The sequence below is a fragment of the Pseudomonas sp. GW822-FHT01E03 genome (genome assembly GCF_058802985.1).
In genome coordinates this window covers 184,413-210,051 of sequence record NZ_JBXAOQ010000010.1, presented here as the reverse complement: position 1 = coordinate 210,051, position 25,639 = coordinate 184,413, and the positions used below count along the sequence as shown (strand labels likewise).

Sequence of the window (25,639 nt, the reverse complement as noted above, 5' to 3'; positions counted from 1 at the left end):
AGGAATAAGACTATGGGTTCGCTGCATCGTATGGCTGTGCTGTGTGGTTTGACGGTTGTGCTGGCTACCTCGACGGCCCAGGCCGAAGACTGGAAGGTCAAGAAAGACGAAGACGGCATCAAGATCTCCCTGAGTGAAGTGGCCGGCTCCGACTACAAGGCCTACCAGGGCGTCACGCTGATGAAGACCACCATGGCCAAGCTGCGTGCGTTGCAGGACGACGTGTCCGGAGCCTGCGCCTGGATTCACGAATGCAAAACCCAGAAGCTGCTCAAGCACGAAGGTGAGCAGAGCTGGACCTACACTCAGTTCAACACCCCGTGGCCGGTTACTCCCCGTGATTCGGTGTTGCACATCACCACCATCGAAGGGGCCGATGGCAGCCTGACCCGCAAGCTCGAAGGCGTGCCGAAATACATTCCTGAAGAAAAAGGCTTCGTCCGGGTCACCAAGGTCGACGGTTTCTGGAAGTTCGTACCCAAGGGCGACCAGATCGAAGTGACCTATCAGGTGCACACCGAGCCGGGCGGCAGCGTGCCGTCGATGGTGGCCAACAAGTTCGTGGTGGATGCCCCGTTCAATACCTTGAAAGCCCTCAAGGAACGCGCCGAGAAGTAATTGTGTCACTCTTTTGAGGTGACTTCGTGACGCCCCGACTCGATCGGGGCGTTTGCTTTTTTGAACGCTGCTCAGGTTTTAATTTGTTACCGGATATGCGTTGCACGAAATTTTCACCCACTCTCCAAGACAATTCGCCGGCTCTCCCGTAACGCGCAGCGTATGGCTGAATGCAGGATGAAAGACTCGGGATGAGGGTAGTTATCAATGGCAATGCTGCCGTTGATCGTGCAACATTTGCGCACCGCGCAAACCCCCAGGCCTGGTACGGGCCGAAAAGAGGGCAAGGCGCAGCTGTATTTTTGAAACTTCAACTTCCAATGGGTCCTAAAACGACATGGCAATCCCGGACGCCCTGAGTCAGCAGCGAGCTTCTAGTCGCCTGCTGCAACCGACCGTCAAATCGCATCTGGCCTACACGCTGTTGTGTGCCCTGGTCATGATGGTCATGTTCAGTCTGCTGCGCGTCGCGCTGCTGGCTTACAACAGCTCAATGATCCTCGACACACCGGCTTCGACCTTCCTCGAGGCATTCGCCAACGGTCTGCGTTTCGACCTGCGCCTGGTGGTCTATCTCAGTATTCCGTTGCTGCTGGCCTTGTTCAGCGCCCGGGCCATGGCGGCACGCGGGCTGTTCCGACTCTGGCTGACAGTGGTCTCCAGCATCGCGCTGTTCCTGGGCCTGATGGAGATGGACTTCTATCGTGAATTCCACCAGCGCCTCAACGGCCTGGTCTTCCAGTACGTCAAGGAAGACCCGAAAACCGTGGCCAGCATGCTCTGGTATGGTTTTCCGGTGGTCCGCTATCTGCTGGCGTGGGCTCTGGGTACCGTGATCCTGAGCATGGCATTCAAGGGCGCCGACCGTGCGACCCGCCCTCGTGGCCCGTTCAGTGGCGGCAGCATCGGCACACGCAAGGTCGCGCCGTGGTATGCACGCATTGGCGTGTTCGTGGTTTGCCTGCTGATCTGTGTCGTCGCGGCCCGTGGCACCTTGCGCCAAGGCCCGCCGATGCGCTGGGGTGATGTCTACACCACAGATTCCAATTTCGCCAACCAGTTGGGTCTCAACGGTACGCTTTCTCTGGTCGCCGCCGCCAAGAGCCGGATGTCCGAGGATCGCGACAATATCTGGAAAGCCACGCTGCCACAGCCACAAGCCCAGCAAGTGGTGCGTGACATGCTGGTGATGGCGGATGACAAACTGGTGGATGGCGAGACCGCGGCGGTACGTCGCGATTACACCCCGCCAGCCGACAAGACCTTGCCGATCAAGAACGTCGTCGTGATCCTGATGGAAAGCATGGCCGGTCACTCGGTGGGTGCGCTGGGTGGGCCAGGCAACATCACGCCGTACCTCGACAAACTGTCGAAGGAAGGCTTGCTGTTCGACCGCTTCTTCTCCAACGGTACCCATACCCACCAGGGCATGTTCGCCACCATGGCCTGTTTCCCGAACCTGCCGGGCTTCGAATACCTGATGCAGACCCCGGAAGGCAGCCACAAGCTGTCCGGTCTGCCGCAGTTGCTCAGCGCCCGTGACTTCGACGACGTGTATGTCTACAACGGCGATTTCGCCTGGGACAACCAGTCGGGTTTCTTCAGCAACCAGGGCATGACCAACTTCATCGGCCGTAACGATTTCGTGAATCCGGTGTTCTCTGATCCGACCTGGGGCGTGTCCGACCAGGACATGTTCGACCGTGGCCTGGTCGAGCTCAAGGCGCGGGAAAACGGCAAGCCGTTCTATGCCTTGCTGCAAACCCTGTCCAACCACACGCCTTACGCCTTGCCGACGCCATTGCCGGTCGAGCGCGTGACCGATCGTGGCAACCTGAACGAACACCTGACCGCCATGCGTTACTCGGACTGGGCACTGGGCCAGTTCTTTGAAAAGGCCCGCAAGGAGCCGTACTTCAAGGAAACCCTGTTTGTCGTCGTCGGTGACCACGGTTTTGGTAACGAACGGCAGATCACCGAAATGGACCTGGGCCGCTTCAACGTGCCGATGCTGATGATCGCGCCGGGCATCCAGGAAAAATTCGGCCAACGTGACCACACCGTGGGCACTCAGATCGACATCGTGCCGACCATCATGGGCCGCATCGGTGGCGAAGTACGTCATCAGTGCTGGGGACGCGACCTGCTCAACCTGCCGGAAGGCGACGCCGGTATTGGTGTGATCAAGCCGTCGGGCAGTGAGCAGACCACGGCCGTCCTCACCGCGGACCAGATTCTGGTCCTGCCGAAGGACAAGGACATGGCGCCGAAGTTGTATCAGTATGAATTGGGTGCCAACCCTCGCGCCGAAGTCATTGCTGATGCGCCGCGTACCGCCGAGTTGAAACTCAAGCTCGAAGCGTTCCTGCAAACAGCGACCAAGAGTCTGCTGGACAACACCGCCGGTGTTGTTGATGGCAAGCCGGACTAAGTTGTGACGCAAAAAAAGAGGCCCTTCAAGGGCCTCTTTTTTTTGCCTGGCGGATACTTATATTCGGCCAAGCAAGAGCAGGATCAACAGCACCACCAATACGACGCCGATGATACCGGACGGGCCGTAACCCCAACTTCTGGAGTGCGGGAAGACCGGTAAACCACCGATCAGTAACAGGATCAGAATGATGATCAGTATTGTGCCCATGTCTATTTCCTTGTCGAAAATGCAGTGGATTGACCATGCCAATCAAGGTCAGCGGGAATGAAGTAAATTCGAGCTGCTTAAAAATTCGGACTATTGCGTTTGCAGGAAAATTCCAAGTTTTTTTGAAGTATTTCGCACGGGTTCTTATTTTTTGTAGTCGCCTTGATTGCGTCAGACGCTCCCGCAGTTTGCTCGGGCCATTCAGCAATCTGATGGAGCGTGGGTCGGGCAATTTCCTTCGCTACACTCGGTGCATCTTCCAAGAACAACAAGGCTGTCTGCTATGCAAAATCGCATGATGATCACTGGTGCAGGCTCTGGCCTGGGTCGCGAAATCGCGCTGCGCTGGGCGCGTGAAGGCTGGCAACTGGCTTTGTCGGACGTCAGCGAGCCCGGCTTGCAGGAAACCCTCAAGCTGGTCCGCGAAGCGGGCGGCGACGGTTTCATCCAGCGCTGCGACGTACGCGATTACAGCCAGTTGACAGCGTTCGCCCAGGCCTGCGAGGTCAAACTCGGCGGCATCGATGTCATCGTCAATAACGCGGGTGTAGCGTCTGGCGGGTTCTTCAGTGAGTTGTCCCTGGAGGACTGGGACTGGCAGATCGCGATCAACCTGATGGGCGTGGTCAAGGGCTGCAAGGCTTTCCTGCCACTGCTGGAAAAAAGCAAAGGCAAGATCATCAACATCGCGTCCATGGCCGCGCTGATGCAAGGCCCGGCGATGAGCAACTACAACGTGGCCAAGGCGGGCGTGGTGGCGTTGTCCGAAAGCCTGCTGATCGAGCTGGCGCATCAGGAAGTCGGCGTGCATGTGGTGTGTCCGTCGTTCTTCCAGACCAACCTGCTGGACTCCTTCCGTGGCCCGACCCCGGCCATGAAAGCCCAGGTCGGCAAGTTGCTGGAAAGCTCGCCCATCAGCGCCGCCGACATCGCCGACTACATCTATCAGCAGGTCGCCGCCGGCGAGTTCATGATCCTGCCCCACGAACAGGGCCGCATGGCCTGGGCGATCAAGCAGAAGAACCCGCAATTGCTCTACAACGAAATGACCGCCATGGCCGACAAAATGCGCGCCAAGGCCAGGCAATCCGCAAGCTGATCTTGCCCGCAGGCAACGCTGTAGTTAGGGTGGCCGCCATCGGCCATCCTCGCGAGACGCTTGCATGCTTAATTACCTGTGGTTTTTCGTCGCCGCGCTGTTCGAAATTGCCGGTTGCTTTGCTTTCTGGATGTGGCTGCGCCAGGGGAAAAGCATGTGGTGGGTGGTGCCGGCGCTCCTGAGCCTGACCCTGTTCGCCCTGCTGCTGACCCGGATCGAAGCCACCTACGCCGGCCGCGCCTACGCCGCTTACGGCGGCATCTACATCATTGCCTCAATCGGCTGGCTGGCCGTGGTCGAGCGGATTCGTCCGCTGGGTTCGGACTGGCTCGGCGTGGCGCTGTGTGTGATCGGCGCGAGCATCATTCTGTTCGGGCCGCGATTCTCCGCGTCCTGACAGATCGGTCCTACAATCAACCGGTCTGTCAGACCTTTCCGTAAGTGGTGTGCGTCAAGGGCTGTCAGTCCGGTCTGGTTTGCTGTCGGAGCATTGTAGGCGTACCGCGGGCCGGGCATCTTCAAGGGCCAGAAACCCCTGAAGGACACTCCTCATGCTCGTACTCACTCGCGTTGTGGGCGAAACCATTTCCATCGGTGAAAACATTTCCGTGCGCGTTCTCGCGATCAACGGAAGCAACATCCGCTTTGGCGTTGAAGCGCCTCAGGACGTCAATGTGCACCGCTGTGAAATCTACGAACGCATCCAGAACAAACTGGCGAAAACCAAGGGACGCTGAAGACCTCAGTCAAACAGGTGCTTGGGCACATCGTGCTTGAGCATCAGTTGGCACTGCTCGCTTTCCGGGTCGAAGACAATCAGTGCCTGACCCTTGGTCAAGGCCTGGCGCACGCGCAGTACGCGGGTTTCCAGGGGAGTGTCGTCACCATTGTCCGTGCCGTCGCGGGTCACGAAATCCTCGATCAGGCGGGTGAGGGTGTCGACTTGAAGTTGGTCGTGGGGGATCAGCATAGGCACCTCGGTTGGATCAATGGCGCGATGCTACGGCGAATGACCGGTATCGGCTAGCCTGGGGTTTGATGTCGTCTGCTCTGACGCCATCGCGAGCAAGCTCACTCCCACAGGGGACCGGGTTCTTTCATGGGAATGCGGTCGAGTGTCGGAGCGAGCTTGCTCGCGATAGCGGTTTACCAGGCAATGAAGATCCTGGATCAGCTCTCCGACCGCTGCCCCACCAGGCTGTCCACCGACGGCACCCGTGTATCGCTTTCCATCTGTGTGTCATGTTCAAGCTGATGGCTGAAGCGGTCCAGTGAGCCTTTGGCCGGTTGTGCATCGCTGGCAAACACGGGCGGGCTGAGGATGTACGCACCGAGCAGGCGGCTCAGGGCGGCGAGGCTGTCGATGTGGGTGCGCTCGTAACCGTGGGTGGCATCGCAGCCGAAGGCGAGCAGGGCGGTGCGAATGTCGTGGCCGGCGGTCACCGCTGAATGGGCGTCGCTGAAGTAGTAGCGGAACAGGTCCCGGCGTGCCGGCAAGTCGTTGTCGCTGGCCAGGCGCAGGAGGTGGCGCGACAGGTGATAGTCATACGGCCCGCCGGAATCCTGCATCGCGATGCTCACTGCGTGCTCGCTGGAATGTTGGCCAGGCGCGACCGGTGCGATGTCGATGCCGACGAACTCACTGACGTCCCAGGGCAACGCCGCCGCCGCGCCGCTGCCGGTTTCTTCGGTGATGGTGAACAGCGGATGGCAGTCGATCATCAGCTCTTCACCACTGTCGACAATGGCCTTGAGCGCCGCCAGCAGTGCGGCCACCCCGGCCTTGTCGTCGAGGTGACGGGCGCTGATGTGGCCGCTTTCGGTGAACTCCGGCAGCGGGTCGAAGGCGACGAAATCGCCGACGCTAATGCCCAGCGACTCGCAGTCGGCACGGGTGGCGCAGTAGGCGTCCAGACGCAATTCGATGTGATCCCAACTGATCGGCATCTCATCCACGGCGGTATTGAATGCGTGCCCGGAAGCCATCAGCGGCAAGACGCTGCCGCGGATCACGCCATTGTCGGTAAACAGGCTGACCCGGCTGCCCTCGGCAAAGCGGCTGGACCAGCAGCCGACGGGCGCGAGGGTCAGACGGCCGTTGTCCTTTACTGCACGCACCGCCGCGCCGATGGTGTCCAGATGGGCGGAAACGGCGCGGTCGGGGCTGTTCTTCTTGCCCTTGAGCGTGGCGCGGATGGTGCCGCGACGGGTCAGCTCGAAGGGAATGCCCAGTTCTTCAAGACGTTCGGCGACGTAGCGCACGATGGTGTCGGTGAACCCGGTGGGGCTGGGAATGGCGAGCATTTCCAGCAGCACTTTTTGCAGATAGCCGAGGTCCGGTTCGGGGATTTTGCTGGTCATGGAAACTCCTGATGAGTTGAGCGCATCGATGGTTTCGATGAGGGATTTGTTTTGCCTGTCAGGCCGCCATCGCGAGCAAGCTCGCTCCCACAGGGAAATGCGATCAAAGGTGGGAGCGAGCTTGCTCGCGATGGCATCAGCCCAGCCAACACATGGCTAAGAGACCACCGGCTGACTGTACGGAAACAACAGATCCACAAACCGCTCCGCCGTCGGCTGCGGTTCGTGGTTGGCCAGCCCGGCCCGTTCGTTGGCTTCGATAAACACATAGTCCGGCTGGTCAGCGGCGGACACCATCAAGTCGAGGCCGACCATGGGAATGTCCAGCGCCCGAGCCGCGCGGGCGGCGGCGTCCACCAGCGTCGGGTGCAGGATCGCCGTGACATCCTCAAGCACGCCGCCGGTATGAAGATTCGCCGTGCGCCGTACGAACAGGTGCTCACCGGCCGGCAGAATGCTGTTGTAGTCGTATCCGGCGGCACGCAAGGTGCGCAGGGTTTCCTGGTCCTGCGGGATCTTGCTTTCGCCGCCCGTGGCCGCCTGTCGCCGTCGGCTCTGGGCTTCGATCAATGCACCGATGGAGTGTTGGCCGTCGCCGACCACTTCGGCTGGCCGGCGAATGGCGGCGGCGACCACTTCAAAACCGATCACCACAATGCGCAGGTCCAGGCCCTCGTGGAAACTTTCCAGCAGCACGCGGCTGTCGAAGTGGCGAGCGGCTTCTATGGCTTGTTGCACTTCCTCTATGGTGCGCAAATCCACCGCCACCCCTTGGCCCTGTTCACCATCCAGTGGCTTGACCACCACGCGCTGGTGTTCATCGAGGAAGGCCAGATTGTCATCGGCGTTACCCGCCAGTTGCTGCGCTGGCAGATTCAACCCTGCTGCCTTTAGCACTTTGTGGGTCAGGCTTTTGTCCTGGCACAGGGTCATGCTGACGGCGCTGGTCAGGTCGCTCAGGGATTCACGGCAGCGTACCCGGCGCCCGCCATGGCTGAGGGTGAACATCCCGGCGTCGGCGTCATCGACGTGTACATCGATGCCACGACGGTGTGCTTCTTCGACAATGATCCGCGCGTAGGGGTTGAACGCGGCTTCCGGGCCGGGCCCGAGAAACAGCGGCTGATTGATGCCGTTCTTGCGCTTGATGGCGAAGGTCGTCAGGTTGCGAAAACCGAGCTTGGCGTAAAGGTTTTTCGCCTGGCGGTTGTCGTGCAGCACCGACAGGTCGAGGCAGGCGAGCCCGCGACTCATGAAGTGTTCGATCAAATGCCGCACCAACACTTCACCGACACCCGGCCGCGCACAATGCGGGTCGACCGCCAGGCACCACAGGCTGCTGCCGTTTTCCGGGTCGTTGAAGGCCTTGTGGTGGTTGAGGCCCATGACGCTGCCGATGACCGCGCCGCTGTCCTCGTCTTCGGCCAGCCAGTACACCGGGCCGCCCAGATGGCGCGGCGTCAGCAGGGTGGCATCGATCGGCAACATGCCGCGGGCCTGATACAGCTGATTGATCGCCTGCCAGTCGGCATCGCTTTGCGCGCGTCGAATGCGGAAACCGCGAAACACCCGGGTCGCCTGACGGTAGTCGCTGAACCACAGACGCAAGGTATCGGACGGGTCGAGGAACAGCTGCGTCGGCTCCAGCCCCAGCACTTGCTGGGGCGCGGCGACGTATAGGGCAATGTCCCGCTCGCCGGGCTGCTCGTTGAGCAACTCCCCGGCCAGGCTCGCGGCATCGGCAAAGGTGTGGCCGATCAGCAAGCGCCCCCAGCCGCAATGCACGGCAATCGGCGCCCCGCCGAGTTCACTGCCATCCTCGGCCAGACGTGCTTGCAAGCGTTCGTAGGAGGGCGACTGGCCGCGCAACAGGCGTTGGCTGAAAGCCGTGGCGTGAGGTTTCATCGGTCAGATTCCTTGTTCGCTGAGCCACAGGTTGAGGGCCGCCAGTTGCCACAGCTTCGAGCCGCGCAACGGTGTCAATTGCCCCTGTGGATCAGTCAGCAGACGGTCGAGCATCGCGGGGTTGAACAGGCCGCGATCCTGGCTGGGATCGAGCAGCAGCTCGCGCACCCATTCCAGCGTATCGCCCTGCAAATGCTTGAGGCCCGGCACCGGGAAGTAACCTTTCTTGCGGTCGATCACTTCACTGGGAATCACTTGTCGCGCGGCTTCTTTCAAGACTTGCTTGCCGCCGTCCGGCAGTTTGAAACGTCCCGGAATCCGTGCCGACAGCTCCACCAGGCGGTAATCGAGAAACGGCGTGCGCGCTTCCAGGCCCCAGGCCATGGTCATGTTGTCGACCCGTTTGACCGGGTCGTCCACCAGCATCATCGTGCTGTCCAGACGCAAGGCCTTGTCCACCGCCGCATCGGCACCGGGCTGGGCGAAATGCGCTTTGACGAAGTCACCGGCAGCGTCATTCGCGGTCAGCCATTTCGGTTGCACGGTGGCGGCGTAGTCGTCGTAACTGCGGTCGAAAAACGCTTCGCGGTACGCGGCATACGGATCACTCGCGCCGTCCACTTGCGGATACCAGTGGTAACCGGCGAACAGTTCATCGGCGCCCTGGCCGCTCTGAACGACTTTGCAGTGTTTGGCTACCTCTCGTGACAACAGGTAGAAGGCGATGCAGTCATGGCTGACCATCGGCTCGCTCATGGAGCGGAACGCGGCGGGCAGTTGTTCGATGATTTCCTTTTCGTCGATGCGCAGTTGGTGGTGCTGCGTGCCGTAGTGTCGGGCGATCAGGTCCGAATACTGGAACTCGTCTCCACGCTCGCCGCCGGCATCCTGGAAGCCGATGGAGAAGGTCGACAGATTGTCCACGCCGACTTCCCGCAACAGCCCCACCAGCAGGCTTGAATCGACACCGCCGGACAGCAGCACGCCGACATCCACCGCCGCACGCTGACGAATCGCTACCGCTTCGCGAGTGCTGTCGAGCACACGGTCGCGCCAGTCCTCGAGGGTCAGATTCGTCTCATCGGCGTGAGGGCCGTAGGGCAGGGTCCACCAGGTTTTCTGCTCGGTGCGGCCATCGGCTTCGATGCGCATCCAGGTGGCCGGCGGCAGTTTTTCAATGCCCGCCAGCAAAGTGCGCGGTGCCGGGACCACGGAGTGGAAATTCAGATAGTGATTGAGCGCCACGGGATCGAGGATCGGGTTGATGTCGCCGCCCTTGAGCAATGCCGGCAGCGCCGAGGCGAAGCGCAGGCGCTGGCCGGTGCGCGACAGGTACAGCGGTTTCACGCCGAGACGGTCGCGGGCGATGAACAGGCGTTGGGCATCGCGCTCCCAAACGGCAAAGGCAAACATGCCGTTGAGTTTTGGCAGCAAGGCTTCGCCCCAGGCGTGATAACCCTTGAGCAACACTTCGGTGTCGCCACCGGAATAGAAGGCGTAACCCAGGCTTTCAAGTTCCGCGCGCAGTTCCGGAAAGTTGTAGATCGCCCCGTTGAAGGCCAGGGACAAGCCCAGTTGCGGGTCGATCATCGGCTGCGCCGAGCCGTCCGACAGGTCCATGATCTTCAGGCGCCGATGGCCCAGGGCAACCGGCCCCTGGCTATGAAATCCCCAGGCGTCGGGGCCGCGGGGGGCCAGGTGATGGGTGATTCGTTCAATGGCTGCAAGGTCTGCAGGTTGATGATCAAAACGTAACTCGCCAGCTAATCCGCACATAAATTCCTTACCGGTTTTTCCGTTGGGGAGGGTCGATCGATACCGCGCCGAAACGGCGGGTACTCAGAAAGTGACCCTCCTCGGTAAGGGGAGTTTTAGATCGATGAGTTATATGCGCGACTGACCACGGCCGAATCGCCCCGTGAGGGCGACTTCGGCTGCTGTATCGACTACTTGCCCCGGATCAGGCGTCGCAGGGCAAATCGGTTGGGGTGACAGGCTTCGGCCACGCTTCTGGGCAACGGCAGGGGTTCGTTGTCCAGCCAGGCTGCCAGCAGTTCTGCGGACAGCGGCGCGGTGATCAGGCCGCGCGAGCCGTGACCGCTGTTGACGTACAAACCGTCAAGCCATGGGCATTCGACGTCCGGCACCTGCCGGGCATCCTTGCCCAGCGCCGCATACGCCTGAGTGAACGCCTGGGTGTCGGCCAAGGGGCCGACGATTGGCAAGTAGTCGGGGCTGGTGCAGCGAAAAGCGGCGCGCCCCTGGAGACTTTCAGGCGCAAGTTTATCGGCCTGTAAACGCTCGACCAGATCATGGGAAATCTCTTCGAGCATGGCCAGGTTGCCCAGGTGTTCTGCCGTGGTCGGTGTCAGGTCATCGCTCTTGAAATCGAAACTGGCCCCCAGGGTGTGTTCGCCCAAACGGGCGGGGGCGACATAGCCTTCGGCACACACCACGGTGCTCAGGGCCTGGCTTTGCGGGGTTTGCGCCAAGCGGGTGATTTGCCCGCGAATGCGCTTGAGCGGCAGCTCGGCGCTCTCGGGGAAACGCTGGATTTCGGCGGCCCCGGCGAGCACCACCACGGGAGCATCGGCAAGCAACCGCTCGCCGTCCCAGGCTTGCCAACGACCTTCAACCTTGCGCAGTTCCAGCGCATCGTGATGGGTGAGCAATTGAATCAGTGGATGCGCAGCCTGCCACTGGCACAGCGCCGGTGGGTGGACCCAGCCGCCTTCGGGATAGAACAGGCCCCCCTGTGCCAGCCCGATACCGGCCACGGCCTGTGCTTCGGGTTGATCCAGCAGGTGCAGCAAGTCCGCTGGAAACGCCGCGGCCAATTGCGCCTGGCGTTCGGCTTCCTTGGCATTGAAGGCCAGTTGCAATACGCCGCAATCGTCCCAGTCGCGGCCCCGTTGCAAGTGTTCGAGCAGACGTCGGGTGTAGCCGAATCCACTGACGATCATTTGCGACAGCGCCGTGCCATGGGCGGATAACTTCAGGTAGAGCACACCCTGCGGGTTGCCCGAGGCTTCCCGGGCGATGGCGTCGTGGCGCTCCAGCAATGTCACTTGCCAGCCCCGCGCGGCGAGGCTGGCGGCGCTGGCACAACCGGCCAGGCCGGCACCGATCACCAGTGCCTGGCGCTCGCCGGTCAGCGGGGCCGGGCGGGCGAACCAGGGTTTATCCAGGGCCGGGGCCGGCGTTTCCAGGGGCCAGCCGAGGAACTCGCCGCGCAGGATCTCCCATTTGTGGCCGATGCCGGGGGTGCGTTTCATCTTGAAGCCGGCGGCGTTGAGCAGGCGCCGCACCCAGCCGGTGCTGGTGAAGGTGCTGATGGATGCACCGGGAGCGGCCAGGCGAGCCAGCTCGGCAAACAGTTCGGCGGTCCACATGTCGGGGTTTTTCGCCGGGGCGAAACCGTCGAGGAACCAGGCGTCGATTCGGGCATCGAGTTGCGGCAGTTGCTCCAGTGCATCACCGATCAGCAGCGTCAGGGTGACGCGGCCGTGGTCCAGCGTCAGGCGCTGAAAACCCTGATGGATGGCCACGTATTGCTCAAGCAGTTGATCGGCAAATACCTTGAGTTCCGGCCACAGTGCCAGGGCCCGTTGCAGGTCGGCCGGGCTCAACGGGTATTTCTCTACGCTGACAAAATGCAGCCGCGCTCCGGCCGCTGCGTGTTGCTCGAACACCTGCCAGGCGCACAAAAAATTCAGCCCGGTGCCGAACCCCGTCTCACCGATGACCAGCCGCCCACCCTCGGGCAAGGCGGCAAAGCGTTCGGCCAGTCGATTCTGCTCGATGAATACATAGCGGGTTTCATCCAGCCCTGACTTGTCGGAGAAGTACACATCGTCGAACACTCGCGAATACGGGCGACCTTGGTCGTCCCAGTCGAGCTGGGCATGGGGCAATACAGGTTTCATGGCAGGCTCTGCAGCGGCAAGGCGGCCATTCTAGCCGATTGAAGGTGTGGTGCTTGATCCGTGGCAAGGTATGAACGGGCTGAAACCGGGAAAATCATCAACCTGCACAAAGCCCTGTGGCGAGGGGGCTTGCCCCCGTTCGGCTGCGAAGCAGTCGTAAAACCAGCCAACCGGATTTACCTGACAGGCCCGGTTGGTTGATTCAGGGCTGCTTCGCAACCCAACGGGGGCAAGCCCCCTCGCCACAGGAATCCGCAACCATCCGGAAAATCTCCACTGACCTTCAGGTCCATCCGCTAGTCTTGCTCACATCTGGAAGGGAGCCGCCCATGTTTGAATCCGCCGAAATCGATCACGCCATCGACAAAGAAACCTACGACGCCGAAATCCCGGCCCTGCGCGAAGCGTTGCTCGAAGCGCAATTCGAATTGCAGCAGCAACGCCGCTTCCCGGTGATCATTTTGATCAATGGCATCGAAGGTGCCGGCAAGGGTGAGACGATCAAGGTGCTCAACGAGTGGATGGACCCGCGCCTGATCGAGGTCCGCACGTTCGATCAGCAAACCGACGAAGAACTGGCGCGGCCACCGGCCTGGCGGTACTGGCGGATGCTCCCGGCCAAGGGGCGCATGGGGATTTTCTTCGGCAACTGGTACAGCCAGATGCTGCAGGGGCGGGTCCATGGCGAGTTCAAGGATCCGCGCCTGGATCAGGCGATCAATGCCGCCGAGCGCCTGGAAAAGATGCTCTGCGATGAAGGTGCGCTGATCTTCAAGTTCTGGTTTCACCTTTCAAAGAAGCAAATGAAGGCACGCCTCAAGGCACTGGCCGACGACCCGCTGCACAGCTGGCGCATCAGCCCGCTGGACTGGCAGCAGTCGCAAACCTACGACAGGTTCGTGAAGTATGGTGAACGGGCGTTGCGCCGCACCAGCCGCGTTTATGCACCCTGGCATGTGATCGCCGGGGCGGATGCCCATTATCGCAGCCTGGCCGTGGGGCGGATTCTGCTGGCGGGCCTGCAGGGCGCATTGAAGCGACCGAAGATCCATCCGGAAAAGGTCAGCGCCGCGCCAGTGTTCCCCAGTGTCGATCAAGTGAACCTGATCGACAGCCTGGACCTGACCCTGCAGTTGGACAAAGAAGATTACGAAGAACAACTGATCACCGAGCAGGCGCGGTTTTCCGGGTTGATGCGTGACAAACGCATGCGCCGCCACGCGCTGGTGGCGGTGTTCGAAGGCAACGACGCGGCCGGCAAGGGCGGGGCGATCCGCCGGGTAGCGGCAGCGCTTGATCCGCGCCAGTACAGCATCGTGCCGATTGCCGCGCCCACCGAGGAAGAACGGGCGCAACCGTATCTGTGGCGCTTCTGGCGGCACCTGCCGGCCCGGGGCAAGTTCACCGTGTTCGACCGCTCCTGGTATGGCCGGGTGTTGGTGGAGCGCATCGAAGGTTTTTGCAGCCCGGCAGACTGGCTGCGTGCCTACGGTGAAATCAACGATTTCGAAGAACAGCTCACCGACGCCGGTGTAATCGTGGTCAAGTTCTGGCTGTCCATCGACAAACAGACGCAACTGGAGCGCTTCGAAGAGCGCGAAAAGATCCCCTTCAAACGCTTCAAGATCACTGAGGACGACTGGCGCAACCGTGATAAATGGGACGACTATCGCGCGGCGGTCGGCGACATGGTCGATCGGACCAGCACCGAGATTGCGCCATGGACCCTGGTGGAAGCCAACGACAAACGCTGGGCGCGGGTCAAAGTCTTGCGCACCATCAACCGGGCACTGGAGGAGGCTTTCGAAAAATCCGCCAAGCATGAACGCAAGCGTAAGGACAAGGATTGAGGCCATGGTTACGCATACGCGGGATGAATGATCGTCGCGGCGGGTGAAGAGCTGGACTTATGCTCGGTCCACTCTCAACCGATAACAACAATGAGGTATGTCATGCGTGAAGTGGTGATCGTCGACAGCGTGCGGACCGGCCTGGCCAAATCCTTTCGCGGTAAATTCAACATGACCCGCCCGGACGACATGGCGGCACACTGTGTCGATGCACTGTTGGCGCGCACCGGTATCGATCCGGCGAGCGTCGAGGACTGCATCGTTGGCGCCGGCTCCAACGAAGGCGCCCAGGGTTTCAATATCGGTCGCAATGTCGCGGTGCTCTCGCGCCTGGGCATCGGCACGGCCGGCATGACCCTCAACCGGTTCTGTTCCTCGGGCCTGCAGGCGATCGCCATTGCCGCCAACCAGATCGCTTCGGGTTGCAGCGACATCATCGTCGCCGGCGGCGTCGAGTCCATCAGCCTGACCATGAAGAGCGTCAACACCGACAACCTGATCAACCCGCTGCTCAAGGAACAGGTGCCGGGCATCTACTTCCCGATGGGCCAGACTGCTGAAATCGTCGCGCGTCGGTACAACGTTAGCCGCCAAGAGCAGGACCTGTATGCGTTGCAAAGCCAGCAGCGCACCGCAGAGGCTCAGGCCGCCGGGCTGTTCACTGATGAAATCGTGCCGATGTCGGTGAAGTATCGCGTCGAAGACAAGGCCACAGGTCAGGCACAGATCCTCGACGGCATTGTCGACCGCGATGACTGCAACCGCCCGGACACCACCCTGGAAAGCCTGGCCGGGTTGAAACCGGTGTTTGCCGAAGATGGCTCGGTCACGGCGGGCAACTCTTCGCAACTGTCTGACGGCGCGTCCATGACTCTTGTGATGAGCCTGGAGAAAGCGCTGGAACTGGGGCTCAAGCCGAAAGCGTTCTTCCGCGGCTTTACCGTGGCCGGTTGCGCGCCGGACGAGATGGGCATCGGCCCGGTATTTTCGGTACCGAAACTGCTCAAGGCCAAAGGCTTGCGGATTGACGACATCGACCTGTGGGAACTCAACGAAGCGTTCGCCTCGCAGTGCCTGTACAGCCGCAATCGCCTGGTAATCGACAACGCCCGGTACAACGTCAACGGCGGCTCGATTTCCATCGGTCACCCGTTCGGCATGACCGGCTCGCGCCAGGTCGGGCATCTGGTTCGTGAATTGCAGCGACGCAATCTGCGGTACGGCATCGTCACCATGTGCGTGGGTGGCGGGATGGGGGCAACCGGGCTGTTTGAAGCGGTGCGGTAAGCCTCGATATTTCTCGTTGTCAGTTCGATAGTCATCGCGAGCAAGCTCGCTCCCACAGTGTTCAGCGGCGATCACAAATGTTGTGTACGTCGCAAAACCTGTGGGAGCGAGCTTGCTCGCGATGGGTGCGCCACGGTCAAAAAAATCACCTGAAGATTACGACCCGCACAGTTTCATTCGCGGCCAGACCGAAACTGTGCCTGTGTACGCCATCGCAGCGGGCCTAGAATGTCGACTCCTGTCAGTTGGCGTTGGGGTTCACATGCACATTTCATCGGGTCGCTGGGGTTACGGTCTGTTCCTGGCCTTGTTGACCGCGTTGTTGTGGGGAATCCTGCCGATCAAGCTCAAACAAGTGTTGCTGGTAATGGACCCGGTGACGGTGACCTGGTTTCGCCTGATGGTATCCGGCGGCTGCCTGTTCATTTACCTGGCGGCCACCAGGCGTCTGCCCAGCCGCAAGGTGCTCGGTCCTCGTGGTGGCTGGTTGGTGCTGATGGCGGTGCTCGGCCTGGTCGGTAACTATGTGTTGTATCTGATGGGCCTGAACCTGCTCAGCCCCGGTACGGCGCAACTGGTAGTGCAGATGGGACCGATCATGCTGCTGATCGCCAGTCTGTTTGTGTTCAAGGAGCGTTTCAGCCTGGGGCAGGGGATTGGCCTGCTGGTACTGCTGATCGGCTTTGCGCTGTTTTTCAACCAGCGCTTGAGTGAGTTGCTCACGTCTCTGACCGACTACACCGCCGGTGTGCTGCTTGTGTTGCTGGCGTCCACGGTCTGGACCTTCTATGCCCTGGGGCAGAAGCAATTGCTGACGGTGTGGAATTCGCTGCAGGTGATGATGGTGATCTACCTGTTCTGCGCGGCGCTGTTGACGCCGTGGGTGCATCCGCTCGAAGCGTTGCAATTAAGCCCCTTGCAGGGTTGGTTGCTGCTGGCGTGCTGCCTCAACACCCTGATTGCCTATGGCGCGTTTGCCGAGGCCCTGGCCCATTGGGAAGCCTCCCGGGTCAGCGCGACGCTGGCCATCACGCCGTTGGTGACCTTTGCCGCGGTTGCCATGGCTGCGTGGCTGTGGCCCGACTATGTGCATGCCGAGACGATCAATGGCCTGGGATATGGCGGTGCGGTGCTGGTGGTGCTGGGGTCGGCGCTGGTGGCGTTGGGGCCCTCGTTGATTGCCGGGCTGAAGGCGCGGAAGGTACGGATGGCAGCCAGTTAGACCGCGTTATCGTTCATCGCGGGCAAGCCTCGCTCCCACAGAGTTTGCGTCGTCCACAATATCAATGAACGACTCAGCACCTGTGGGAGCGTGGCTTGCCCGCGATGACGGACGATCAGGCGCTACAGATTCAGCCCTTGGCCCCAGCCTCCAGCATGTTCTCCGGCCTCACCCACGCATCAAACTCTTCGTCTGTCAGATACCCGAGCTGCAACGCCGCCTCGCGCAAGGTCAGGCCTTCGCTGTAGGCTTTCTTGGCGATCTCCGCCGATTTGTCATAGCCGATGTGCGGGTTGAGTGCCGTCACCAGCATCAAGCCACGCTCCAGGTGCTCAGCCATTTTTTCCGCATCCGGCTCCAGACCGGCCACGCAGTGCTGCTGGAAGTTGCTGCAGCCATCCGCCAGTAAACGGATCGATTGCAGCAGGTTGTGGATGATCACCGGTTTGAACACGTTGAGCTGCAAGTGGCCCTGACTGGCGGCAAAGCCAATGGCGACATCGTTGCCCAATACCTGGCAGGCCAGCATCGACAGCGCTTCGCATTGGGTCGGGTTGACCTTGCCCGGCATGATCGAACTGCCCGGTTCATTGGCCGGCAGCCTGACTTCGGCGAAGCCGGCGCGTGGGCCGGAACCCAGCAGGCGCAGATCGTTGGCGATTTTCATCAGTGTCACGGCGAGGGTTTTCAGCGCGCCGGACAGCGTGGTCAGCGGCTCATGACCGGCCAGCGCGGCAAACTTGTTCGGCGCGGTGATAAACGGCAAACCGGAGAGGGCGGCCAATTCTGCGGCGATGGCCTCACCGAAGCCGTGGGGTGAATTGAGCCCGGTGCCGACGGCCGTTCCACCTTGGGCCAGTTCGCAGACCGAGGGTAGTGCGCTGCGGATCGCCCGCTCGGCGTAATCGAGTTGCGCGATGAAGGCCGAGATTTCCTGACCGAAGCTGATCGGTGTCGCATCCATCATGTGGGTGCGGCCGGTCTTGACCAGTTTCATGTGGCGTGCGGCCAGTTCGGCCAGCCCGCCAGACAGTTCGCTGATCGCCGGCAGCAAGTGCTGTTGCACCGCCTGGACGGCCGCGATATGCATGGCGGTGGGGAAGCAGTCGTTGGAGCTCTGGGAGCGATTGACGTGATCGTTGGGGTGCACCGGGGACTTGCCGCCACGGGGGTTGCCGGCCAGCTCGTTGGCGCGACCGGCGATCACTTCATTGACGTTCATGTTGCTCTGGGTACCGCTGCCGGTTTGCCAGACCACCAGCGGAAACTGGTCGTCGTGGTCGCCGGCGAGCACCTCGTCGGCCGCCTGCTCGATCAGGCGGGCGATATCGGCGGGCACGTCGCCATTGCGATCATTGACCCGTGCCGCGGCTTTCTTGATCAGCGCCAGGGCATGCAACACGGCCAGCGGCATGCGTTCGTTGCCGATGGCGAAGTTGATCAGCGAGCGTTGCGTCTGAGCGCCCCAATAGGCTTCATCCGGGACTTCAACCTGGCCGAGGCTGTCGGTTTCGATACGGCTCATCTTGCTCACTCCTGTAGGTCCGATTGCGCAGTTTAGGCCGTGATCGACGGCCGTGGTTCCATCAGTCTGAATTTGACCATTCAACCCCTCTAAATCAGGTGCGACAAGGCTTGGGGTTGAGCGACACACTTTTTTAGGCGCAGAATGGACGCCCTTGGGGTCTTACCTCGCCAGCTAGAAAAGGAAACTCGATGACTCGTCTTCGTGCCATCTGTACCGCCGTTGCTTTGGTCTGCGCCAGCGGCCAGGTTCTTGCCGACACCGCCAGCCATAACGCCAGTGCCGAGGCTTTCCTGACCATGGCGCACGCTGACAAACTGGGCACCCCGGTGTACATGCAAGTACAGCAGATGTTTGCCCAGCGTTTCGAACAGACCAAAGCCCCTGAGTCGAAAAAGGCTGTGCTGGAAACCTACCAGGCCAAGGCCAACGCCGCTCTGGACCAGGCCATTGGCTGGAACAAGCTGAAACCGGACATGGTCAAGCTCTACACCACCAACTTCACCGAATCCGAGCTCAAGGACCTGGTTGCGTTCTACCAGTCGCCACTGGGCAAGAAAGTCCTGGAAAAAATGCCTCAGCTGACCCAGCAGTCGGCCCAGATGACCCAGGCCAAGCTGGAAAGCGCAGTGCCGGTGGTCAACAAGCTGCTGGCTGACATGACCGCCGAGCTGACGCCGAAAGACGCAGCCGCCCCAGCCAAGAAAAAGCCTTAAGCGGAGTTCGGTATGACCATGCAACAACGCATCGAATCGACGCTGGCCCTGCTTCAGCCCGAGCATCTGCAAGTGCTGGATGAAAGCCACATGCACAGCCGTGGGCTGCAAACCCATTTCAAGGCTGTGGTGGTCAGTACGCAGTTCGAAGGCCTGAACCGGGTCAAGCGCCACCAGAAGGTCTACGGCACGCTCGGCGAGCTGATGGGAGAGTTCCATGCGTTGGCGCTGCATACCTACACGCCAGAAGAATGGGCACAGATTGACGCAGCTCCGGCCTCGCCGACCTGTGCCGGCGGCAGCAAGCACTAAACTCCGGTTTTTTGTTAGAATGCCCAACGCGCCGCTAACCCGGCGCGTTTTTTTTCGCATCCGGTTCACCCCTTACGAGGGTAGCCACCTGGAGATTTACCCATGACACAACAGATTGTCGTGGCGGCACTGTATAAGTTCGTCACCCTGGAAGATTACGTCGCCCTGCGCGAGCCCCTGCTGCAAGCGATGGTCGACAACGGCATCAAAGGCACGCTGCTGATTGCCGAAGAAGGCATCAACGGCACCGTGTCCGGCAGCCGCGAAGGCATCGACGGGCTGATGGCCTGGCTCAAGAACGACCCGCGCATGGACGACATCGACCACAAAGAGTCGTACTGCGACGAGCAGCCGTTCTACCGCACCAAGGTCAAACTCAAGAAAGAAATCGTCACCCTCGGCGTGGAAGGCGTGGACCCGAACAAAAAGGTCGGCACCTACGTCGATCCACAGGACTGGAACGCGCTGATCAGCGACCCGGAAGTGTTGTTGATCGACACCCGTAACGACTACGAAGTCTCGATCGGTACCTTCGAAGGCGCCATCGACCCGAAAACCACCAGTTTTCGCGAATTTCCCGATTACATCAAAGCCAACTTCGACCCGGCCGTGCACAAGAAGGTCGCGATGTTCTGCACTGGCGGCATCCGCTGCGAGAAGGCCTCGAGCTACATGCTCAGCGAGGGCTACGGTGAGGTCTTTCACCTCAAGGGTGGCATCCTGAAGTACCTCGAGGAGGTGCCGCAGGAAGAAACCAAGTGGCAGGGCGATTGCTTCGTGTTCGACAACCGCGTGACCGTTCGTCACGACCTGAGCGAGGGCGACTACGATCAATGTCATGCCTGCCGCACGCCTGTGAGTGTGGAAGACCGCGCGTCCGAGCATTACGTGGCCGGCATCAGTTGCCCGCATTGCTGGGATAAGCTGAGCGAGAAGACCCGTCGCAGTGCGATCGACCGGCAGAAGCAGATCGAACTGGCCAAGGCTCGTAACCAGCCTCACCCGATCGGCTTTAACTACAAGCAAGCATCTACCGAGGCCTGAACCATGTCTGCGCGCCTGCTCTATGTGATGGACCCGATGTGTTCCTGGTGCTGGGGGTTTGCCCCCGTGGCCAAGTCACTGGTCGAGCAGGCGCAAGCCGCGGGTGTGGATGTGCACTTGATCGTGGGTGGTTTGCGCACCGGTAGCGGTGCGGCGCTGGAGCCGACCACCCGACGCTACATTCTTGAGCACTGGCAGGCGGTCACCGAGGCCACCGGCCAGCCCTTCAAGTTTGAGGGCGCGTTACCCGATGGCTTTGTCTACGACACCGAGCCTGCCTGCCGGGCACTGGTGACGGCGCGCGGACTGGCGCCGGATTGTGCCTGGAAGCTGCTCGGGCTGATTCAGCATGCGTTTTATGTCGAAGGTCGGGACGTCACCCGCGCCAGCGTGCTGGTGGAACTGGCCGAGCAGGCCGGCGTGCCGCGCATCGAGTTCGCCGCCGCTTTCGACCGTGCCGACATGCACACTGCGACTGAAGCCGATTTCACCTGGGTCCAGGACCTGGGCATTGCCGGTTTCCCCACCCTGCTGGCCGAGCGTAACGGCCAACTGGCGTTGTTGACCAATGGCTATCAGCCGTTGAGCGAGTTGTCCCCGCTGCTCGGCCGCTGGCTGGAGCGTGCTGCCTGTGCATGACCTGCCTGATGATGTCGCACCCGCTAAATGTGTCGACCGTCTGAGCTGGGCGGAAATCCGCCGCCTGGCCCTGCATCACAAGAAATCCCTGTGGATCGCCAACGGCGTAGCCGTGCTGGCGACCTTGTGCAGCGTGCCGATTCCCTTGCTCCTGCCGTTGCTGGTGGACGAGGTGTTGCTGGGGCATGGTGATGCCGCGCTGAAGATCATGAACCACGTGCTGCCCGAAGGCTGGCAGAAGGCCGCTGGCTACATCGGCCTGATGCTGGTGGTGACCTTGACCCTGCGTTGCACGGCTCTGCTGTTCAACGTGGTGCAGGCGAAATTGTTCGCCGGGTTGGCCAAGGACATCGTCTACCGCATTCGCATACGCTTGATCGAGCGTCTCAAGGGTATCTCCCTGGGCGAATACGAAAGCCTGGGCAGCGGAACGGTGACTACGCACCTGGTCACCGACCTGGACACGCTGGACAAATTCGTCGGCGAAACCCTCAGCCGTTTCCTCGTGGCCATGCTGACCCTGGTCGGCACGGCGGGCATTCTGATGTGGATGCACTGGAAACTGGCTTTGCTGATTCTGCTGTTCAACCCGCTGGTGATCTATGCCACGGTGCAGTTGGGTAAGCGGGTCAAGCACCTGAAGAAACTCGAGAACGACAGCACTTCGCGCTTTACCCAGGCGCTGACCGAAACGCTGGATGCCATCCAGGAAGTTCGCGCCGGCAACCGCCAGGGGTTTTTCCTCGGTCGCTTGGGCCAGCGCGCCCGGGACGTGCGCGACTATGCGGTGAATTCGCAATGGAAAACCGATGCATCGAACCGGGCCAGCGGTTTGCTGTTCCAGTTCGGCATCGATATTTTCCGGGCCGCGGCGATGCTCACCGTGCTGTTTTCCGACCTTTCAATCGGCCAGATGCTCGCGGTGTTCAGCTACCTGTGGTTCATGATCGGCCCGGTCGAACAGTTGCTGAACCTGCAATATGCCTACTACGCTGCCGGCGGTGCGCTGTCGCGGATCAACGAGTTGCTGTCCCGAGCCGATGAGCCCCAATACCCGGGCGGCATCGACCCTTTCGTCGGTCGCGAGACGGTCGGGCTGGAAGTACAAGGGTTGAGCTTCGGTTACGGTGATGAACTGGTCCTGAACCAGATGAACCTGTCCATCGCCCCTGGCGAAAAGGTCGCGATCGTCGGCGCCAGTGGTGGCGGCAAGAGCACGCTGGTGCAACTGCTGTTGGGCTTGTACACGCCGTTGGCCGGAACCATTCGCTTCGGCGGTTCGACCCAGCAGGAGATCGGCCTGGAAACCGTGCGGGAAAATGTTGCCGTGGTCCTGCAACATCCGGCGCTGTTCAACGATACCATCCGGGCCAACCTGACCATGGGTCGCGAGCGCAGTGACGAGGCCTGCTGGCAGGCGCTGGAAATCGCCCAATTACACGGTACGGTCCGGGATTTGCCCAAGGGCCTGGACAGCATCGTCGGGCGCTCCGGGGTGCGGTTGTCCGGCGGGCAACGTCAACGCCTGGCCATCGCCCGGATGGTACTGGCCGAGCCCAAGGTGGTGATCCTCGACGAAGCCACCTCTGCGCTGGATGCCGCCACCGAATACAACCTGCACCAAGCCTTGGCGCGGTTTCTGAGCAACCGCACCACGTTGATCATTGCCCACCGCCTTTCGGCAGTAAAACAGGCCGACCGTGTGCTGGTGTTCGACGGCGGGCAAATTGCCGAGGATGGCGATCATCAGCAACTGATTGCCGACGGTGGCCTGTACGCCAAGCTGTATGGGCATTTGCAGCGGTTGTAGTGAAATGATATCAAGGTTGCAGGGCGCCACTTCAATACTATAAAAAACATCATCGCGGCCGAATTCAGTGGCCGCGATATTCCCTCCGGGCATAGCTTGTCGCTTGCCGGGATCGGAATCGCAACCTAGTCTAGCTATAGCGATTTCGTCCGGAAGACGAGCAAGCGGTGCTAATGCAAGGGACCTCATGAATCAAACGCGGACTCTCGGAACGCCACGGCTGTTGGGCATCGTCTGGCCATTTATCGCCGTTGTAGTGTTTCAAGCCTTGTTGGGCGGCGTTAGCCTTTACGTACTGTCGGCGGTTCGCGGCTATGTTGCTGGGGAAAGCCTCTGGTCCAAGGGCCAGAAGGACGCAATCTATTACCTCAACCTCTATGCCGACAGCGGCGACGAAGCGATTTTTCGTAAATACCAGCACGCCATTTCCGTGCCTCAGGGCGGGCATGAGTTGCGCGTGGCGCTGGATCATCAACCGCCGAATATAGAGGCGGCACGTGTGGCGATTCTCAAGGGTGGCAACCACCCGGAAGACGTTTCCAGCCTGATCTGGCTGTACCTCAACTTTCGTCACTTCAGTTATCTCGAAAAAGCCATCAACCTTTGGACCGTGGGGGATGCCTATCTGGTCCAGCTCGATGACGTTGCGCGGGACATGCATCAGCACATCACTGCCGGCCCGGCCTCCGGCGCGGACGTACAGCGCTGGAAGGAGCAGATTTTCGCCATCAACGACGGTGTGACGCCGGCGGCAAAGGCGTTCAGCGATGCCTTGGGTGAAGGTTCGCGGGTCATTCTTCGTTTGCTGCTGCTGACTAACCTCGCCACTGCTCTTGGATTGATTGCGCTGGCGCTGATGCGCACCCATAAACTGCTCAAGCAGCGCCATGCGTTCGCCGATGCGCTGCAACTGGAAAAAGAACGGGCGCAGATCACCCTGCAATCAATTGGTGATGGGGTGATCACCACGGATGTTTCCGGTGCAATCGCCTACATGAATCCGGCGGCCGAGGCGATGACCCACTGGAAGGCCGAGCAGGCGACGGGATTGCCGCTGGCGGCGCTGTTCAACCTGTTGGACGAAAATGCCCAGACCGATGGTTTCACCCTGATCGAGCATATTCTGAGCGGCCAGCTCAGTGGCGGCAGTGAACACTCCAAGTTGATTCAACGCCTGGACGGCAGCACGGTGTCGGTCACGCTGGTGGGCGCGCCCATCCGCAATGCCGGAAAAGTCAGCGGGACGGTGCTGGTGCTGCATGACATGACCCAGGAGCGGCAGTACATCGCCAATCTGTCGTGGCAGGCGACCCACGATGCCTTGACCGGCCTTGCCAACCGTCGCGAGTTCGAATATCGCCTGGAACAGGCGCTGCACAACCTGACCCGCCATTCGGGTCGCCATGCCCTGATGTTCCTCGATCTGGACCAGTTCAAGCTGGTCAACGACACCTGCGGCCACGCGGCGGGGGACGAACTGCTGCGGCACATCTGCGCGCTGTTGCAATCGGGGCTGCGCGAAGGCGACACCCTGGCGCGCCTTGGCGGCGACGAGTTCGGCATCCTGCTGGAAAACTGCGCACCGGAAGCGGCGGAGAAAATTGCCGAAAGCCTGCGCCAGACGGTGCAGAATCTGCATTTTGTCTGGAAAGGCCGGCCTTTCGTGACCACTGTCAGTATCGGGCTGGTCCATGTCGCGCAGAACCCGACGACGCTCGAAGCCTCGCTGCGTGCTGCCGACATGGCGTGCTACATGGCCAAGGAAAAGGGTCGGAACCGGGTCCAGGTCTATCATCCGGATGACTCGGAATTGTCCCTGCGCTTCGGCGAGATGGCCTGGGTGCAGCGTTTGCACATGGCGCTGGAGGAAGACCGCTTCTGCCTGTACGCCCAGGAAATTGCCCCCTTGGGTCATGTCGATCAGGACGGCGGGCACATTGAAATCCTGCTGCGATTACATGATGAAGCCGGGCGGATGATCTTGCCCGACAGCTTCATTCCGGCAGCTGAACGCTATGGCCTGATGAGCTCGCTTGATCGTTGGGTGGTGCAGAACGTGTTCAAGATCATCGCCCAATGCCGGGCCGAGCAAGGCCACGGACCGCTGGCCATGTGTGCGATCAATCTGTCAGGCACGACGATTGGGGATGAGGCGTTTCTGGACTTCTTGCGCGAACAGTTTGTGACGTATTCGATTCCGCCTGAAATGATTTGTTTTGAAATTACTGAAACCAGTGCCATTTCAAATCTTGGCAGCGCCATTCGATTCATTAATGAACTCAAAGGCTTAGGCTGCCATTTTTCGCTGGATGACTTTTGCGCCGGAATGTCCTCATTCGCGTACCTGAAACATTTGCCTGTAGACTTCCTGAAGATCGACGGGAGTTTCGTAAAGGATATGCTGGACGACCCGATTAACCGCGCCATGGTCGAAGTGATCAATCACATTGGCCATGTGATGGGTAAGCGCACGATTGCCGAGTTTGTCGAAACGCCCCAGATCGAGCAGGCATTGCTGGAGATCGGGGTGGATTACGCTCAAGGGTATGTGATTGAACGCCCGCAGTTGTTTACCAGTGATAGTCTGTTAAGTCGTCCCGCCAGGCCGCAACCGCTGTTGTTCAAAGCGCCTGGCACGTTCCGTTGAGACTCCTGCCGGTCTTACAATCACAATCAAAAGGAGC

21 protein-coding genes are annotated in these 25,639 nt (G+C 60.7%); 14 read left to right on the top strand and 7 right to left on the bottom strand.

Annotation, left to right across the window (positions count from 1 at the left end; translation table 11 throughout):
- Positions 1 to 12 precede the first annotated feature (12 nt).
- Together AC1RP7_RS20820 and AC1RP7_RS20815 are read left to right on the top strand one after the other, a co-directional pair.
- The gene (locus tag AC1RP7_RS20820; protein ID WP_057713745.1) at positions 13 to 618 is read left to right on the top strand and encodes an START domain-containing protein; all 606 of its coding nucleotides are present in this window, start codon (positions 13 to 15) and stop codon (positions 616 to 618) included.
- A gap of 337 nt (positions 619 to 955) precedes the next feature.
- Positions 956 to 3,049: an LTA synthase family protein gene (locus AC1RP7_RS20815; protein WP_150812229.1), complete on the top strand. Its 2,094-nt coding sequence runs from the start codon at positions 956 to 958 to the stop codon at positions 3,047 to 3,049.
- 57 nt (positions 3,050 to 3,106) lie between these two features.
- Here AC1RP7_RS20815 and AC1RP7_RS20810 read toward each other — a convergent pair whose 3' ends face one another.
- Positions 3,107 to 3,265, bottom strand: a complete 159-nt coding sequence (locus tag AC1RP7_RS20810) for a DUF3309 family protein (protein WP_172435350.1) — start codon at positions 3,263 to 3,265, stop codon at positions 3,107 to 3,109.
- 277 nt (positions 3,266 to 3,542) lie between these two features.
- Here AC1RP7_RS20810 and AC1RP7_RS20805 point away from each other — a divergent pair, with 277 nt between their 5' ends.
- The 3 genes from AC1RP7_RS20805 to csrA all read left to right on the top strand — a co-directional run bounded on the left by AC1RP7_RS20805 (position 3,543) and on the right by csrA (position 5,095).
- Positions 3,543 to 4,358 carry an SDR family oxidoreductase gene (locus AC1RP7_RS20805; RefSeq protein ID WP_057713747.1) on the top strand — a complete coding sequence of 272 codons (816 nt, stop codon included), beginning with the start codon at positions 3,543 to 3,545 and terminating at the stop codon, positions 4,356 to 4,358.
- 64 nt (positions 4,359 to 4,422) lie between these two features.
- Complete coding sequence (locus tag AC1RP7_RS20800; protein ID WP_057713748.1) at positions 4,423 to 4,755, top strand: YnfA family protein; 333 nt, start codon at positions 4,423 to 4,425, stop codon at positions 4,753 to 4,755.
- A gap of 154 nt (positions 4,756 to 4,909) precedes the next feature.
- Entirely contained in the window at positions 4,910 to 5,095 is a 186-nt protein-coding gene (csrA, locus tag AC1RP7_RS20795) for a carbon storage regulator CsrA (RefSeq protein ID WP_057713749.1), read from the top strand.
- 5 nt (positions 5,096 to 5,100) lie between these two features.
- On the opposite strand, the gene AC1RP7_RS20790 is transcribed toward csrA, so the two are convergent.
- From AC1RP7_RS20790 to mnmC, 5 genes are all read right to left on the bottom strand, one after another.
- A complete protein-coding gene (locus AC1RP7_RS20790; protein WP_056727184.1) occupies positions 5,101 to 5,328 on the bottom strand; it encodes a YheU family protein in 228 nt (75 codons plus the stop codon).
- 200 nt (positions 5,329 to 5,528) lie between these two features.
- Entirely contained in the window at positions 5,529 to 6,719 is a 1,191-nt protein-coding gene (locus AC1RP7_RS20785; RefSeq protein ID WP_057713750.1) for an osmoprotectant NAGGN system M42 family peptidase, read from the bottom strand.
- Between the two features lie 156 nt (positions 6,720 to 6,875).
- The gene (gene ngg / locus AC1RP7_RS20780; RefSeq protein WP_429520563.1) at positions 6,876 to 8,624 is read right to left on the bottom strand and encodes an N-acetylglutaminylglutamine synthetase; all 1,749 of its coding nucleotides are present in this window, start codon (positions 8,622 to 8,624) and stop codon (positions 6,876 to 6,878) included.
- A gap of 3 nt (positions 8,625 to 8,627) precedes the next feature.
- On the bottom strand, positions 8,628 to 10,400 hold the full coding sequence (locus tag AC1RP7_RS20775) for an N-acetylglutaminylglutamine amidotransferase (protein WP_493181061.1): 1,773 nt from the start codon (positions 10,398 to 10,400) through the stop codon (positions 8,628 to 8,630).
- Between the two features lie 170 nt (positions 10,401 to 10,570).
- Entirely contained in the window at positions 10,571 to 12,550 is a 1,980-nt protein-coding gene (gene mnmC, locus AC1RP7_RS20770) for a bifunctional tRNA (5-methylaminomethyl-2-thiouridine)(34)-methyltransferase MnmC2/FAD-dependent 5-carboxymethylaminomethyl-2-thiouridine(34) oxidoreductase MnmC1 (protein WP_493181060.1), read from the bottom strand.
- 329 nt (positions 12,551 to 12,879) lie between these two features.
- Between mnmC and pap the strand changes: the two genes are divergently transcribed.
- The 3 genes from pap (at position 12,880) to AC1RP7_RS20755 (ending at position 16,909) form a co-directional block, all read left to right on the top strand.
- Entirely contained in the window at positions 12,880 to 14,400 is a 1,521-nt protein-coding gene (pap, locus tag AC1RP7_RS20765; protein WP_154863392.1) for a polyphosphate:AMP phosphotransferase, read from the top strand.
- A 102-nt stretch (positions 14,401 to 14,502) separates the two neighbouring features.
- Positions 14,503 to 15,687 carry a thiolase family protein gene (locus tag AC1RP7_RS20760; protein ID WP_493181059.1) on the top strand — a complete coding sequence of 395 codons (1,185 nt, stop codon included), beginning with the start codon at positions 14,503 to 14,505 and terminating at the stop codon, positions 15,685 to 15,687.
- A gap of 262 nt (positions 15,688 to 15,949) precedes the next feature.
- Positions 15,950 to 16,909, top strand: a complete 960-nt coding sequence (locus AC1RP7_RS20755) for a DMT family transporter (protein WP_057713756.1) — start codon at positions 15,950 to 15,952, stop codon at positions 16,907 to 16,909.
- A 130-nt stretch (positions 16,910 to 17,039) separates the two neighbouring features.
- On the opposite strand, the gene AC1RP7_RS20750 is transcribed toward AC1RP7_RS20755, so the two are convergent.
- Entirely contained in the window at positions 17,040 to 18,434 is a 1,395-nt protein-coding gene (locus AC1RP7_RS20750) for a class II fumarate hydratase (protein WP_057713757.1), read from the bottom strand.
- A gap of 191 nt (positions 18,435 to 18,625) precedes the next feature.
- On the opposite strand from AC1RP7_RS20750, the gene AC1RP7_RS20745 reads away from it, so the two are divergent.
- The 6 genes from AC1RP7_RS20745 (at position 18,626) to AC1RP7_RS20720 (ending at position 25,602) form a co-directional block, all read left to right on the top strand.
- Positions 18,626 to 19,150 carry a DUF2059 domain-containing protein gene (locus tag AC1RP7_RS20745; RefSeq protein ID WP_007997268.1) on the top strand — a complete coding sequence of 175 codons (525 nt, stop codon included), beginning with the start codon at positions 18,626 to 18,628 and terminating at the stop codon, positions 19,148 to 19,150.
- A 12-nt stretch (positions 19,151 to 19,162) separates the two neighbouring features.
- The gene (locus tag AC1RP7_RS20740) at positions 19,163 to 19,462 is read left to right on the top strand and encodes a BolA family protein (RefSeq protein WP_102702334.1); all 300 of its coding nucleotides are present in this window, start codon (positions 19,163 to 19,165) and stop codon (positions 19,460 to 19,462) included.
- Between the two features lie 102 nt (positions 19,463 to 19,564).
- A complete protein-coding gene (gene trhO, locus AC1RP7_RS20735) occupies positions 19,565 to 20,506 on the top strand; it encodes an oxygen-dependent tRNA uridine(34) hydroxylase TrhO (RefSeq protein WP_223502423.1) in 942 nt (313 codons plus the stop codon).
- Positions 20,507 to 20,509: 3 nt separating this feature from the next.
- Positions 20,510 to 21,145, top strand: a complete 636-nt coding sequence (locus AC1RP7_RS20730) for a DsbA family protein (protein WP_057713760.1) — start codon at positions 20,510 to 20,512, stop codon at positions 21,143 to 21,145.
- Positions 21,138 to 22,955, top strand: a complete 1,818-nt coding sequence (locus AC1RP7_RS20725; protein ID WP_493181058.1) for an ABC transporter ATP-binding protein — start codon at positions 21,138 to 21,140, stop codon at positions 22,953 to 22,955. Before AC1RP7_RS20730 ends, AC1RP7_RS20725 begins: the two co-directional genes overlap by 8 nt.
- Before the next feature lie 187 nt (positions 22,956 to 23,142).
- On the top strand, positions 23,143 to 25,602 hold the full coding sequence (locus AC1RP7_RS20720) for an EAL domain-containing protein (protein WP_090457153.1): 2,460 nt from the start codon (positions 23,143 to 23,145) through the stop codon (positions 25,600 to 25,602).
- Positions 25,603 to 25,639 lie beyond the last annotated feature (37 nt).